This window comes from Bradyrhizobium sp. Cp5.3, assembly GCF_000426265.1.
GTDB classification, from domain to species: Bacteria; Pseudomonadota; Alphaproteobacteria; order Rhizobiales; family Xanthobacteraceae; genus Bradyrhizobium; species Bradyrhizobium neotropicale.
Genome location: NZ_AUFA01000002.1, coordinates 411,211 through 425,565 on the forward strand (window position 1 = coordinate 411,211; position 14,355 = coordinate 425,565).

The 14,355-nt window shown below is 64.4% G+C and carries 12 protein-coding genes and 1 pseudogene; 8 read left to right on the plus strand and 5 right to left on the minus strand.

Translation table 11 applies throughout. The features are described from left to right. Positions 1-14: 14 nt before the first annotated feature. Positions 15-380, minus strand: a complete 366-nt coding sequence (locus K289_RS0104890) for a hypothetical protein (RefSeq protein ID WP_027550468.1) — start codon at positions 378-380, stop codon at positions 15-17. Between the two features lie 353 nt (positions 381-733). Here K289_RS0104890 and K289_RS0104895 point away from each other — a divergent pair, with 353 nt between their 5' ends. The 3 genes and pseudogenes from K289_RS0104895 to K289_RS0104905 all read left to right on the plus strand — a co-directional run bounded on the left by K289_RS0104895 (position 734) and on the right by K289_RS0104905 (position 5,226). Further along, positions 734-2,353, plus strand: a complete 1,620-nt coding sequence (locus tag K289_RS0104895) for a helicase HerA-like domain-containing protein (protein ID WP_027550469.1) — start codon at positions 734-736, stop codon at positions 2,351-2,353. A 140-nt stretch (positions 2,354-2,493) separates the two neighbouring features. After that, positions 2,494-3,884, plus strand: a pseudogene (locus tag K289_RS43890) (glycosyltransferase family 87 protein). Next, positions 3,832-5,226, plus strand: coding sequence for a M20/M25/M40 family metallo-hydrolase (locus K289_RS0104905; RefSeq protein WP_027550470.1), 1,395 nt, complete (start codon positions 3,832-3,834; stop codon positions 5,224-5,226). Before K289_RS43890 ends, K289_RS0104905 begins: the two are co-directional and overlap by 53 nt. A gap of 223 nt (positions 5,227-5,449) precedes the next feature. On the opposite strand, the gene K289_RS0104910 is transcribed toward K289_RS0104905, so the two are convergent. Both K289_RS0104910 and K289_RS0104915 read right to left on the minus strand, forming a co-directional pair. Further along, positions 5,450-6,229 (minus strand): class II aldolase/adducin family protein, encoded by a 780-nt coding sequence (locus K289_RS0104910; protein WP_027550471.1) that lies wholly within the window; start codon positions 6,227-6,229, stop codon positions 5,450-5,452. Between the two features lie 215 nt (positions 6,230-6,444). Next, entirely contained in the window at positions 6,445-8,094 is a 1,650-nt protein-coding gene (locus K289_RS0104915) for a glycosyltransferase family 39 protein (protein WP_027550472.1), read from the minus strand. Positions 8,095-8,402: 308 nt separating this feature from the next. Between K289_RS0104915 and K289_RS0104920 the strand changes: the two genes are divergently transcribed. Both K289_RS0104920 and K289_RS0104925 read left to right on the plus strand, forming a co-directional pair. Next, positions 8,403-9,284 (plus strand): hypothetical protein, encoded by an 882-nt coding sequence (locus K289_RS0104920; RefSeq protein ID WP_027550473.1) that lies wholly within the window; start codon positions 8,403-8,405, stop codon positions 9,282-9,284. Positions 9,285-9,447: 163 nt separating this feature from the next. Next, positions 9,448-9,861: a MucR family transcriptional regulator gene (locus K289_RS0104925; protein ID WP_027550474.1), complete on the plus strand. Its 414-nt coding sequence runs from the start codon at positions 9,448-9,450 to the stop codon at positions 9,859-9,861. A 91-nt stretch (positions 9,862-9,952) separates the two neighbouring features. On the opposite strand, the gene K289_RS0104930 is transcribed toward K289_RS0104925, so the two are convergent. Both K289_RS0104930 and K289_RS0104935 read right to left on the minus strand, forming a co-directional pair. Next, positions 9,953-10,381 carry a SufE family protein gene (locus tag K289_RS0104930; protein ID WP_027550475.1) on the minus strand — a complete coding sequence of 143 codons (429 nt, stop codon included), beginning with the start codon at positions 10,379-10,381 and terminating at the stop codon, positions 9,953-9,955. Between the two features lie 69 nt (positions 10,382-10,450). After that, positions 10,451-10,885, minus strand: a complete 435-nt coding sequence (locus tag K289_RS0104935) for a DUF5330 domain-containing protein (RefSeq protein ID WP_027550476.1) — start codon at positions 10,883-10,885, stop codon at positions 10,451-10,453. 377 nt (positions 10,886-11,262) lie between these two features. Here K289_RS0104935 and K289_RS0104940 point away from each other — a divergent pair, with 377 nt between their 5' ends. Genes K289_RS0104940 through K289_RS0104950 form a run of 3 tightly spaced genes read left to right on the plus strand, consistent with a single transcriptional unit; the run spans position 11,263 to position 14,228 of the window. Continuing rightward, the gene (locus K289_RS0104940) at positions 11,263-13,125 is read left to right on the plus strand and encodes an ATP-binding protein (RefSeq protein ID WP_156917796.1); all 1,863 of its coding nucleotides are present in this window, start codon (positions 11,263-11,265) and stop codon (positions 13,123-13,125) included. Next, positions 13,118-13,825 carry a peptidoglycan-binding domain-containing protein gene (locus K289_RS0104945; RefSeq protein ID WP_027550478.1) on the plus strand — a complete coding sequence of 236 codons (708 nt, stop codon included), beginning with the start codon at positions 13,118-13,120 and terminating at the stop codon, positions 13,823-13,825. The genes K289_RS0104940 and K289_RS0104945 overlap by 8 nt, the downstream gene beginning before the upstream one ends. 58 nt (positions 13,826-13,883) lie before the next feature. Then, complete coding sequence (locus K289_RS0104950) at positions 13,884-14,228, plus strand: DUF1491 family protein (RefSeq protein ID WP_027550479.1); 345 nt, start codon at positions 13,884-13,886, stop codon at positions 14,226-14,228. Positions 14,229-14,355: the final 127 nt, after the last annotated feature.

The following is a 14,355-nucleotide window of genomic DNA, read 5'->3' on the forward strand; positions in this document are numbered from 1 at the left end:
ATGCACTGCGCGCTTCAGGCGAACTGGCTGAGGCCCGGCGTCCCCGCGATGATCTTGCCCATCTGATCCGCTCCGATTTTGTCTCGGCCGAAGCGAAAAAGTTCACGGGCGACCTTCTGGATGTCGGACATGCCGAGCCCCAGGCTCATCAGGCGCGTGCCGACCGCCATGAGGCCGCCGCCCATCAGTCGCGACAGTCCACCGCCGCTCTTGGACGCCTCGATCGCCGCTTCTGCGCCTGGAATCTGTTCGATCAGCGCCTGGACGCTATCGGAAGGCCCCTCGCTGCGGAGGAAGCCCAGGATAATGCCGACGGTTTTTTCAGCGACAGCACTATCGATGCTGGCGTTTGTCGCCAGCCGTCCGATCAGCTCGTCCATATGGCCTGCCCCTCAGCCGGTTCACATGCCGGAGTTTTATTTTCGGGAATGATCTTGAGCCGGTGCGATGCGAAATTCAAGCGACGAACGCAGGCGGCGTCGCGATTCATCTCCAATCGCGCGAAAAGTGTTGCAGCAATGCAAGAGCGGAGATGGAATCAGCGAAAAATTGCCGCGGTGCGAACTGGTCATTCCGACTTTTGGCGGATGAGATGCACTCATCTTCCGACAATGTCGCATACGAACGGCGCGTTGAACCGTTTTAATCGGCTCACAACATGCGTTAAACTACGGAACTGGTGCGTTTGCGCTTTAATACGCGAACATGCCGAGGCAAACGAGGCAAGAGACTTATGACGGCACAGGACAGCAAGCTCGGCGATACCGACGACAAGATTTTCGTCGGCAAGGGAAACGAGCCAGCCTGGCTGACGCTGGCACTCGCCAATCGCCACGGCCTCGTCACCGGTGCAACCGGAACCGGCAAGACGGTCTCGCTGCAAGTCATGGCGGAAGGATTTGCGCGCGCCGGTGTTCCGGTGTTCGCAGCCGATATCAAGGGCGACCTCTCCGGCATCTCCGAGGTCGGCGAGGCAAAGGACTTCATTCTCAAGCGCGCCGCTGACATGGGACTGACGTTCCAGCCGGACCAGTTCTCGACAGTGTTTTGGGATGTGTTCGGCGAACAGGGCCACCCGGTCCGCGCCACCGTGACCGAGATGGGGCCGCTGCTGCTGGCGCGGATGCTCGATCTCAACGACGTGCAGGAAGGCGTGCTCAACGTCGCCTTCCGTGTTGCCGACGACAACGGGCTCGCCCTGATCGACATGAAGGATTTGCGAGCGCTTCTGGACGCGATCGTGCCGGACAGCGGCAAGAAGGGGCCGGACGCGGAGGAGGATCCGCTCGCGCCCATCAGGAAAGCCGCCCAGGGTTTTGGCAACGTCACCAAGGCCACCGTCGGCACCATTCAGCGCCAGCTCCTCGTGCTCGAGAACCAGGGCGGCACCAAGTTCTTCGGCGAGCCGGCGCTGACGCTGAAGGACTTCATGAAGACCGACCGCGACGGACGCGGCATGGTCAACATCCTCGTTGCCGACAAGCTGCTCCAGAGCCCGCGGCTCTATGCGACATTCCTGCTCTGGATGCTGTCGGAGCTGTTCGAGGAGCTGCCGGAGGCCGGCGACCTGCCCAAGCCGAAGCTGGTGTTCTTCTTCGACGAGGCGCATCTGTTGTTCAATGACGCGCCGAAGGCGCTGATGGACAAGATCGAACAGGTGGTGCGCCTGATCCGCTCAAAGGGCGTCGGCGTCTATTTCGTGACGCAGAATCCGATCGACGTGCCCGATCGCGTGCTCGGGCAATTGGGCAACCGGGTGCAGCATGCGCTGCGCGCCTTCACTCCACGTGATCAGAAGGCGGTCGCCGCCGCCGCGCAGACCTTCCGGCCCAACCCGAAGCTCGACACCGCGAAGGTAATCATGGAGCTCGGCAAGGGCGAGGCGCTGGTGTCCTTCCTCGAAGGCAATGGCACGCCGGCGATGGTCGAGCGGGTGATGATCCGGCCGCCATCGGCGCGCATCGGACCGATCACGCCGGAGGAGCGCAAGACGATCATGGATGCAAGCCCCGTGAAGGGCAAATACGACACCGCGATCGATTCCGAATCCGCCTATGAGATCCTGCAGAAGCGCATCGCCGGCACCGCGCCGACGGCGGACGGCACGGGAGGCGAGGGCGGCGGCATCCTCGGCCAGATCGGCTCGATCGTCGGCACCATCTTCGGCACCAACACCGGACGCGGCCGGCTGACAGCCGGCCAGCGCATCGCGCGCGACGTGACGCGCACGGTCACCGATAAGGTGGTCGGCGGCGTCGTGGCCGACCTCGGCAAGTCGGTTGGCGGCCAGCTCGGCAGCTCGGTCGGCCGCGCGCTCGTTCGCGGCGCCCTCGGCGGATTGCTGCGCCGGTAGGCAGGGTCGGACATTTTTTGAAGCGACTCTTTATGCCGCCGTAATTCGCCTCTACCCGCCAGCCGGGAGAGGGATCTACTTGCGGCCGGAGTTTTAATAGACATATATCGACACCTTGCTGGCTGCAGATCGAAGGCATTGTGACCGCGACCCATTCTCCCGATAAGCTTGGCGCGCTCAGACGTCCGTCGCTACGCGCTCCGCTCGATCTGCTTTTCCTGTTCTGCTGCGTCCTCTTGACCGCCGACGTGCTGGTCCCCGAGATATTCGGCCACGGCAAGACCAAGGACTATGGGCTGTGGTACTGGGCCGGCCAGCAGGTGCTGCAGGGCGGGGCGCTCTATCCCGACGTCACGCAGCCGTTCGAATACATCTACCCGCCGCTGCCGGCGATCCTGCTCGCGATCCCGAGCTGGTTCGGCAGGATTCCACTCTACGTCGTGCTGTCGATCCTGAACGCGGTGGCGTGGTGGTACACGGGGATATTCTCGAATGCCATGACCGGCTCCGGCCGCACGCCCGGCCGCTGGCTGGAGGCGCTGCCGGCTGTCGTCACCGTGACCTTCGTGTTCGACATGTTCGATCTCGGCCAGCCGAACCTCTTGTTGCTGGCGATGATGCTCTACGGCTTCTGGAGCCTGCAGCACCAGAGGTCCTGGCTCGCGGGCTTCATGTTCGCGCTCGCCACCGCCATCAAGGTGTTTCCGGTCGCGGTGCTGCCTTATCTCGTCTGGCGGCGGCAGTGGGCTGCCGTTGTCAGCATGATCGCCTTCACCGGCATCCTTCTCTATGCCGTGCCGGGGCCCATTCGCGGCTTCGAGCGCAACGCGGCCGAACTGAAGACGTGGTATCAGGGCATGGTCGGCTCGAGCTCCGAAAAGGGTTTTGGCCAGCGCGACGAGCAGAACTGGTCGTGGGTCAACCAGTCCGTCATTGCCATGACCCATCGGCTGGTGCGACCGATCAACTGGAATCAGGACGATCCCGCCAAGCCGCCGCGCACGATGAATGTCATCGACGTCGACTACAAGACGGCGAACTGGATCGTGCTCGCGGTCTCGGTCGCGCTCGGGCTCGGCTTCCTCGCCGTGATGCCGTCGCAGCGGCGGCGAACCGCGCGCTCGGATGCCGAGGAGCTGGGCATCCTTTTCTGCCTGATGACAGTCGCCTCGCCCTTGGCGCGGCAATACTACTTCATGTGGCTGTTCTTCCCGATGACGGTGCTGATGCATCGCGCCGCCTTTGACGAAAGGCCGAGTGTCAGGCTGGGAACCTGGATCGCGCTGGGCGCTGCGGGAATCTTGATGCTGCTGTCGCTGCCGCTCTTTCCGCTGGTGATCCAGGCCTGGGGTAACAATTTCGTGGCAGCTTCTGTTCTCGCTGGTGCGCTCGCTTGGCACATCCGCCATCCGCCCGTTGCGCTGGTCCCGGCGCCGCAGCAGGGCTAAAACCGCAGGCCCGCAATCAGGAACACGCCAATGTCCAACGCGCAGCTCCGGTCCGTGCTCGACCATATCGACAAGGATTTTGACAACAGCCTCGAGCGCCTGTTCGCGCTGCTGCGGATCAAGTCGATCTCGGCCGATCCGGCCTTCGCCATGGATTGCAAGGCCGCGGCTGAGCATCTGGCCAAGGACATCGCAAGCCTCGGCGTCGCGACCGAGGTCCGGCCGACCGCCGGTCATCCCGCCGTCTTCGGCAGAAGCAAGGTGGGCGGGCGGCCTCATGTGCTGTTCTATGGCCATTACGACGTGCAGCCGGTCGATCCGCTCGATCTCTGGCACCGACCGCCGTTCGAGCCCGTCGTCACCGATCACGCCGATGGCCGCAAGATCATCGTCGCGCGCGGGGCCGAGGACGACAAAGGGCAGGTGATGACCTTCGTCGAGGCCTGCCGCGCCTGGAAGAAGGTGACGGGCTCGCTGCCGATCGACATCACCTTCCTGATCGAAGGCGAGGAGGAGGTCGGCTCGAAGAACTTCGTGCCATTCATCGAAGCCAACAAGGACGAGTTCAAGGCCGACTATGTGCTGGTCTGCGACACCGGCATGTGGGACCCGAACACGCCGGCGATCACGACGTCGCTGCGCGGCCTGCTCTATGAAGAGGTGAAGATCACCGCCGCCAATCGCGACCTGCATTCCGGCGTGTTCGGCGGCACCGCGATGAATCCGATCCGCCTGCTGACCAAAATTCTCGGCGGGTTGTTCGACGACGACAACCGCATCACCATTCCCGGCTTCTATGATGGTGTGAAGGATACGCCGCCGGACGTCCTGGAGCAGTGGAAGAAGCTCGCCTTCACGCCGGAGACGTTCCTCAAGCCGGTTGGGCTGTCGATTCCGGCCGGCGAGAAGGGCAGGCTCCTGGTCGAGCAGGCGTCCACGCGTCCGACCTGCGACGTCAACGGCATCTGGGGCGGCTATATCGGTGAAGGCTCCAAGACGGTGATTCCGTCGCACGCGTCGGCGAAGGTGTCGTTCCGGTTGGTTCAGGGGCAGGATCCCGCGAGGATCCGCAAGGCCTTCCGCGATTACGTGTCGGCGCGGATTCCGGGGGATTGCAAGGTCGAGTTCGGCGACCATTCCGCCGCGCCCGCGGTCGCGCTCGACTGGAACATGAAGCCGCTCGCCGCCGCCAGCAAGGCGCTGACCGACGAATGGGGCAAGGAGACCGTGCTGATGGGCTCAGGCGCCTCGATCCCGATCGTCGCCGACTTCAAGCGCACGCTCGGGCTGGATTCGCTGCTGGTCGGCTTCGGGCTGGATGACGACAACATCCACTCGCCGAACGAGAAGTACGACCTGAAGAGCTTCCAGAAGGGTATCCGCTCCTGGGCCCGCATCCTCGCCGCGCTGGCGGATGTGAAATAGGGCGCCGTGTGTAGGGTGGGTTAGACCTGCGGCTGCGCGAAGCGCAGTCCGCTAGGCGTAACCCACCTCTTCTCGCGCGGCGACAAAAGTAGTGGGTTACGCTTCGCTTTGCCGACCCGACGAAGAGCGCACAAAATAAAAACGCCGCCCGGGATTGGACGGCGTTCCATTCCAAATCGTGCAGAGGTAGTTGAAGGCTACTCTACAGCAATTCCCGAAAATCTCAAGTCCGGTAGCCCGGGTTGGCGCGGTCGAGCTTGCGCAGCAGAGGCGGCCACACGAGGTTGGTGGCGCGCAGCTCGGCGCGATCGCGGTTGGACAACAGCTCGGTGTTCTTGTCGATCGCGACCTCGTCGACCGGATAGACCGGCGTGCCCAACGCGCGCGTGCGCACCTGCATCGAGCAGGCGCGCTCGAGGTGATACATGCGCTCGAAGGCGGAGGCGACCGAGCGGCCGACCGTCAGCGTGCCGTGGTTGCGCAGGAGCATGTGGTTGTGGTCGCCGAGGTCCTTCTGCAGCCGCGGCCGCTCGTCGTGATCGAGCGCGATGCCTTCATAGTCGTGGTAGGCGAGGTCGTGGGTGACGAGCTGCGCGGTCTGGTTCAGCGGCAAGAGGCCCTCCGCGCTGCTGGAGACCGCAGTGCCGTCGAGCGTGTGAAGATGCAGCACGCAGATCGCGTCCTCGCGCACCTCGTGGATCGCCGAATGGATGGTGAAGCCGGCGGGGTTGATGCTGTACTCGCTCTCGGTGAGCTGGTTGCCGTGCAGGTCGACCTTGACGAGGCTCGACGCCGTGATCTCGTCGAACATCAGCCCGTAGGGGTTGATGAGGAAGTGATGGTCGGGACCCGGCACCCGTGCCGAGATGTGGGTGTCGACCAGATCATCCCAGCCGTACAGCGCCACGAGGCGATAGCAGGCGGCGAGATTGACCCGTTGCTGCCACTCGGCCTCCGTCATGTTCGACGGCACTTCCTTCAGGCGCGCTTCCGCTGGCGACATGGCTGGTCTCTCCGAACATCGTTGTTGCGGGGAGGGAGGGTAGTCGCGGCCGATGTCGGCGGCAAGGCGCCCAGAGCGCGGCAGTTCAGCGTAGCCCGCATGGAGCGGAGCGGCATGCGGGGAGTCCTGCTGTCCCGGATTTTGCTTCGCTCCAGCCGGGCTGCGGAAGCCTGGATGACGTTCCGTCTGCAGCAACGGCCGATCGGAAAAAAATACTACGGCGCCGGGATCGACAGCAGGCTGGAAATGCTGCGGCCGCGGATATCGTAGACGCGGGCGAACACCACGTCGTCGCGCTTGATCTCGACCATGACGGGGGCGGTGAGGCCCTTGCAGTAGAATTCGCCGAGCGTCATCGCGAAATCGGCGGCATTGGAATCCCAGCCAATGGTGAAATCGGGCCCGAGCGCGACCTGCGCCGGCCGCTGCGGGCCGCACACCGCGACCTTCCATTTGCGATTGCGCGGCGGCACTTCCTGGCGCTCGACCAGCTGCTCGCGCAGCTCGTCCGAGGCCTGCTTCAGCGCGAGGCCCCAATAGTCGAGCATGAAGCGGTCGTCGGCGGCGCGCACGGTGCCGGCGATGTGGTTGAAGTGCGTGTATTGATAGGGATGCAGCCGGATCATCTCGGCGAGCGGCAGCGCAAGGCCGAAGCAGAAGGTGGCGAGCACGACGGGTTGCCAGGCGCGGTGGTTGGCGCGCAGGCGTTCCATGGCCCAGGCGAAGGCGACGCCGCCGAGCACCGCCATCGGCGGGATCACGAAGACGAAATGGCGAATGCCGTTGTAGAGCGCCGGCCGCTTCACCATCGCGATCGCCAGCGGCAGTGTTGCCGCGAGCGTGAGCATCAGGAGAATGGTCTTGCGACGCGCAGGAACCTCGCGGCGCGGCAGCAGGGCGAAGGTGCCGATCACGGCGCCGGTCATCAGCACCAGCATCACCTCGGGAAGCTGAAGCGCGAACAGCGTCGGCAGATAGGACCAGGGCATGTCGGGCACGGACACGATCGCGCCGTCGAACATCTCCTTCCAGGGCTTTTCGAAGAAGTGCGAGAAATAGGTCAGGGCCTCGAAGGGATTGCCGGGCTGCATGATGGACCATGGCCAGATCAGGCCCATCACGAGATAGCCGAGCACGAGGCCGGGCAGCAGCACATAGACGACATGGGCGAAGCGGCGGACCGCTTCGCGCGCGCCTTCGATGCGCAGCTCTTCCATGAAAAGCGGCACGAAACCGATCATCGCATAGACGAGCGAGAGGCCGCCGAGAATGCGCGTGCCGATCGACAGGCCGGCCCCGAGGCCGACGATCAGGATCGTGCGCGGCGAGGGCTGCGGATATTCCTCGGCGAGCCGCACCAGGCCCAGCATCAGGATGATCATCGCCACCGCGAAGGGCGCATCCTTCGGGTTCATGAACATGTGGCCGTAGAAGATCGGGCAGAGCGCGAGCAGGAGCAGCGTCGCAAGTCCTGCGAGCGGTCCGCCGATGCGGCGGCCGAGCCGCCATGTCACGGCAAGTCCGATGACGCCGACGATCGCGCCGACCAGACGGCGCGTCTCGAACAGCTCGAGCGGTAGGATCTTGTGCAGGAGAGCGGCTGCCATGTCGAAGCCGCCGCCATACATATAAAGGTTGGCGAAGGACAGCGCCGCGGTGTCCTTGAAGCCGGAACCGAACAGGCGCAGCAGGAGGTCGGCATATTCGGCGTGGGTGTAATCGTCCCAGCCGAGCCCATAGTCGCGGAACGTCAGGCCCGCGATGACGCTGACCATCGCCAGCACCAGCATGGCGAGATCATCGCAAGTCCGTTCAATCGAGCGCCGCGCAGGCGTATCGATCGCCGAGGTCGTAATGGACGTCATGGCTATTGGTGACCCGGAATCCCCTCTTGGCCCAGCTGGTGCGCGCGGGCCTGTTCCCCGGAATCCCTATAGCGCAGTTCCATTACCAAGTAATTGGGCATTATGGCTAAATTCCTGATGCGACGCAGCAATCCCTGACTTTGGAAGCACCTTGAAGCTACCGAACCGATGCTGAAGGGAATGTGAATAAGTCTCTGATTTCCTTCCTTTAAGGAACGGTGGCGGCAATTGGCCGTTGGCGAGGAACGCAATATGACGGTATCGTGGCCTAGCTGTCGCGCGTCGGTGCGCGGCCGGGGGTGTATTCGATGACGTTGGCATTGTTGATCGCGGGGATCTTCGCCGTCCTGGCGGGCCTCCTTACGGTCCTTTTTGGCTACTCCGTCAGGGATTTCAGCCTCGGCAGCACCCTCATAATCGCCGGCACGATCGGCGTCTGCTCCGGAATGTTACTGGCCGGCCTCTACGTCGTGGTGCTGGAGCTGCAGGGAATCGCGCGGCGCCTCGCGGGCTCGGTCGCGCCATCGGACGTTCGCGTCCGGCCCGTGCTGCCGTCGGGACTCGTGCCTCCAGGAACGGCTGCCCCAGACCTCGCGCCTTCGCCGGCGATGAAGGTCGAACCGATGCCGCCGCCTCCATTTGCCGCGCCGCCGCCATGGCTGGACGATGCTGCCGCACGCGAGCGGTCGCGCGTCGAGGCTCCTGCGGCGCCGGAGGAGCCTCCGCCGGTGGCGCCCGAGGCGCCGCGCCGTCGCAATCTGTTGTTCGCCTCCACCTCGCGCAAGGAGCGCGAGCGCGCGGAGGCGAAGGCTGCCGAAGGCCTGCCGCCGTACCCCCATGCAGAGCCCGCGACCCCCGCTCCGCCGGAGACGCCGCCCGCGAGCTTCGACGATGCCTGGCCGAAGCCGGACCGGATGCGGCCGCCGGAGCCTCCCGCGTCGCGTCGCCCGGCGCCACCGCCGCGCACGCCCTCGATCTTCACCGAGCCTGCTGCCCCGACGCCTCCGCCTGCGCCTGAGCCTCCACCGCCGGCCGAGCAGCCGCCCGTCACCGTGCTCAAGTCCGGCATCGTCGACGGCATGGCCTATTCGCTCTATTCCGACGGGTCGATCGAAGCGCAGATGCCGGAAGGCATGATGCGCTTCGCCTCGATTGACGAGCTGCGCGCCCATCTGGACCAGCGCTCCTGACGCTTTTCATCGAGCAAGTAAAGCGCCGCAGTTCGTGGTAGCCCACCAGTAACCAGCCGTTATTCGCCAGTCGTCGTATTTCAGCCGAACGTATTGTTGACAGAGAATACTCGGACGTCGCCAATCCACTGCGACGAAGCCAGCTTTATGGAGGGGGCGAGCCATGTCGGATGCCGGCGGCAAAAATTTCATCGAGCTGACGGCGAACATCGTGTCGGCCTATCTCAGCAACAACCCGACGCCGGCCGGCGAGATTCCGAACCTCATAAGCCAGGTGCATGGCGCCCTGGTGCGGGTCTCCTCGGGCCGAACCGAGGCGCCGCTCGAGCCGGCGAAGCCGGCGGTTTCGCTGAAGAAGTCGATCGCGCCGGACTATCTGGTCTGTCTGGAGGACGGCAAGCGCTTCAAGTCGCTGAAGCGCCATCTGCGCACCCAGTACAATATGACGCCGGAGCAATACCGCGAGAAATGGGGCCTGCCGGCCGATTACCCCATGGTCGCGCCGAACTATGCGGTGGCACGCTCGCAGCTGGCGAAGCAGATGGGGCTCGGACAGCAGCAGCGGAAGCGGAAGTAGCGTTGCGAGAGCATGATCCGGAAAAGTGTGCCGCGGATTTCCGGCGAGATCATGCTCAGACACTAGCCTGAAGCGCGATCTTCATCGCGCTTCAGGAAGCTTCCGCGAGTGCTTCTTTCGCATCGACCCGGATGCGCTCGACCATCGAGCGCAGGCCGTTGGAGCGCTGCGGCGTCAGGTGGTCGCGCAAGCCGAATTCGTCGAACAACGCGATGGCGTCGGTCGACAGGATCTCTTGCGGCGTGCGGCCGGAATAGAGCGAAAGCAGGATCGCGACCAGCCCGCGCACGATATGCGCGTCGCTGTCGCCGAGATATTTCAGGACCGGGGCGCCGTTGCCGCGTTCGATGCGCTTGGATAGCCAGACCTGGCTGACGCAACCTTGCACCTTGTTAGCGGCCGAGTGCTCCGCCTCCGGCAGCGGTTCCAAAGTACGACCGAGCTCGATGACGTAGCGGTAGCGGTCGTCCCAATCGTCCAGAATCTCGAAATTGTCTCGGATCTCGTCAATCGTCGTCATATCGGCCCGTGAATCCCTGTTCCCGCCAATATAGGGACGCAAAGCAGCGAAATCGATAGGGTTTGGGCGCTAATTCGCTGGTCCCGGCCCTCGCCATTCCAGCGCGAGATCGTCCTGGGTCAGGGTGTCGCGCGGCGCCTCGCTCGCGGCCGTATCGCCTTCGCCGGCCATCGCGATCGAGCCGGTATGATCGGGCGCCTTCTTCTCGTTCTTGTCATTCTTGCCGTTGGTAATCTGCTCTTTCTTGTCGTTGATCATCTGGTAGAGCTTGCGCGCGCCGTCCTGCGCCCGCTGGCCGATGATGGTCGCCGCCTGTCCGCCGACCTCGCAGGCCGCCGGCTGACGTTTGCAGAACTGGGTCGCGTCGGAGACAGCCGCGGTCGCAGCCTGCACGGCATCGGCAGCGCCGATCTGCGGCAGCTTCTCCGATTCGGGCGTCTTGTCCCGCGGCAGGAGTACCAGCACCAGCCCGAGCCAGAATGTGATGCGAAGCAAAAAGCGCATCTTGCGACCTGTATGTTAGATCCCGCCCGCGGCGATGCCCGCGCGCGTTTCGACCTAGCAATCCTCGATAAATCGCAAGTGATTGCCTTGAGCTTAATTCTTCGAAAATTGACGCAAATTTCTTGGCCGCCGACGGTGTCGTAAATTTTCGATTGACGGCGGCACACTGCGCTCGCGCGTCCACCAATTCGAAACCATGAGGGCGGACGCGAAACCCCGCGTTCACCATCCCTACGGAAGACGTCGTCAAATCGTCTAAAAATGTCCGCGATGACACGGTGTTCGGCGGCGAGGGCGGCCGCCTTAGCGTTCGTTTAATGTCACTCTGACACGGTGGCTCAACGACAAGGAGGCGTTCCGGCGCGTCTTTTCGACGAATGAGCCGAAGCGCGAGACCCGTGACAGTTTTGAGTATCATCCGCGATTGTCTCGATGCGCTGCTGCATCCCTCCGCGCGTTACGATGCGCTGACGCGAGCGCGCCATCGTGCCTTCATGGCGCCGCGGCTGCTCGGCAGCCTGGCCGCCTTTGCCGCCTTTCCGGTCTATCTTGCGATGCGCGGCGCGCCGAGCGCGATCGAGGCCGCCGCATTCGCGTGGCTGATCGCGCCGATCTTGCTGTCGTGGTTCTTGTCGCGCACGGGCCATTACGAAGGCGCGCATGTGCTGTCGTCGCTGGCGCTCGCCGGCCTGATCATGGCGGTCGCGGCCACAACCGGTGGTATTGAGTCCTTTGCCGCGGTCTGGCTGGTCGTGGTTCCCCTCGAAGCCGCACTGTCGGCCTCGCGCCGCGTCGCGGCCTTCGCCTCGCTGCTCGCGCTGTCCTGCGCGGGGATACTGATCCTCGTCAGCCAGCTCGGCTGGCTGCCGCCGGCAGAGTTGGGCGTTGCCGAACGCGGCGTCTACATGGCATTCGGCGTCGCCTCGGCGACCCTTTACGCAGCGGGCCTCGCCTTCGGTGCTGAGTCGCTGGCGCGCACCAGCGTCACGCTGCTGTCGCGCGAAGAGGAGCGCTACCGTCTGCTCGCGCGCAACATGAGCGACGTCATCTCGCGGCATCGGCGCAACGGCGCGGTGCAGTTCATCTCGCCCGCGGCCGAGACCATGCTGGGGATGCCGGTTGCGCAACTGCTCGGCCACGGCCTGTTCGACCGCGTCCATGTCGCCGATCGTCCGGCCTACCTGACAGCATTGTCGGACGCCGCCCGTGGCGAGGTGCGCAGCGTCGAGTTCCGGCTGCGGCGCGAGCATGTTGGATCCGAGCGCGGTCAAATCGATTTCGTCTGGGTCGAGATGCGTTGCCGGCCGCTCGAGCAGGAGTCCGCTCGCGACATGTCGCGCGAAGCCGAGGTCGTTGCCGTGATGCGCGACGTCACCGATCGCAAGATCCAGGAGCAGGCGCTCGAAGAGGCGCGCAGCGCCGCCGAAGCCGCCGATGCCGCCAAGACGCGCTTCCTCGCCACCATGAGTCACGAGCTGCGCACGCCGCTCAATGCCATCATCGGCTTCTCGGAGATGATCGCGCAGGAGCAAACGCTGATGTTAGGGGCGGCCCAGCGCAAAGAATATGCGCAGCTGATCAATGATTCCGGCCAGCATCTCTTGTCCGTGGTCAACGGCATCCTCGACATGTCCAAGATGGAATCGGGCAATTTCGAGATTTCGTCGGAGCCGTTCGCGCCGCGCGCCGCGCTGCTTCACTGCTGCAATCTGCTGGCGCTCAAAGCGCGGGAGAACGGCATCGATCTGATCACCGATGCGCCGCAGGACCTACCGATGATGGACGGCGATCCGCGTGCCTTCAAACAGGTTGTGCTCAACCTCGTCGCCAACGCGATCAAGTTCACCGAGCGTGGCGGTCAGGTCATGGTTGCCGCATCAGCGTCGGCGTCGCAGCTCACGCTTCGCATCAGCGACACCGGTGTCGGCATCGCCCCCGATGATCTCAAGCGCATCGGCGCGCCGTTCTTCCAGGCCGGCAAGACCTATCAGCGTCGCCATGAAGGAACCGGCCTCGGTCTTTCGATCGTGAAGAGCCTCGTGGCGTTGCATCTCGGCGAATTGACGGTACAAAGCAGGCTCGGCGAGGGGACGGCCGTCACGGTCAAGCTGCCGCTCGTCTACACGTCGCCGCAAGTCAAGCCGTCCGAGAGCAAGATCGCGACGTTGACGCCGGCGCCGCGCCAGGAAATTCAAGACCAAACTCTGGACCAACCTGCTCTGGTGAAGAAAAGTGCCTAGAAAGTCTGCAAAGGACGATGCTGCTCCGCGCCGCCGTGGCGCCAAGGCCGCGGTTGTCGATATCGAGACCGAGCGCAATCTCGTGATGCGGGTCCTTCTGCACAGCCCCAAGGACACGCTGGCCGGCTTCGTCGCCGTTGCTGCTGTCTGCGCCATCGTCGCCAACGCGCTGTTCCTGCAGACCGGCCGGCATCCGGCGCCGATGTTCGGCACCGTGATCAATCTGCCTGCGCCGTCGTCTGCCGCGCTGTCGAGCCCGCTGCCGCGCCCACGTCCGGTCGGCGCCGACATGTCGCCGCTCGAGCCGAAGCCGACGGAATTTCGCATCGAACCGAAGCCCGCCGAGAAGGCGCCGGAGAAGCCGGTCGAGGCGACCGCGTCGACGCCGCGATCGGGCGATCCCCTGACCAATCTGGTGAAGGCCACGACGTCTGCGCCGACACCGCCTGCCGTCGCCGTTGCCCGCCCCCCGGCGCCGATTCCGGTGCAGCAGAGCCCTGCGGCACGTCGCATCGCCGGCGTGCAGCGCGCGCTGTCCGAATATGGCTACGGCCAGCTGAAGGTCACGGGCACGATGAGCGGGGAGACCCAGTCCGCGATCCAGAAGTTCGAGCGCGAGCATCGCATGGCTGTCACCGGCCAGGTGTCTGAGCGCCTGCTGCGCGAGCTCGCGGCCGCGATCGGGCATCCCGTCGAATAATCGTCATCATTGCGCGGAGGCTGGTGTCGATCGCGGCGCTGGCCTATCCTTCATGCTCATGAGATTGAAATCCAGCATTTGGGTGGCGGCTTACTTGCGCCGGTGCCAAACCGAAGGCGTGTTCGGCGCGGTGCGTCGTCGCGGCGCCGAGGAGGCGGGCGCGGTGTTCGTGAAGGTGTCGCTGCTCGACGGCAATGCGATGCTGTACGCGCCTGCGCCGCAGACCGTCTATGAGGACGGCCGGCCGGTCGATCGCTTCTTCATGCCCGTTGCTCCGCAGCCCCAGACTGAGCAGGCCGTCGAAGAGCGGCTGACCAAGGAGATCCGCTTCGACCCGGATGCCTGGATCGTCGAGACCGAGGACCGCGCGGGGCGGCATTTCCTTGAGCTCGCGAAGGCGTAACTAGCGCCAACCGTCGTTGCGAGCGCAGCGAAGCAATCCAGACTCTCTCCGCGGAGGGACTCTGGATTGCTTCGTCGCAAGGGCTCCTCGCAATGACGAGCTTGGGACGCGTCGCGTGTCCCACACT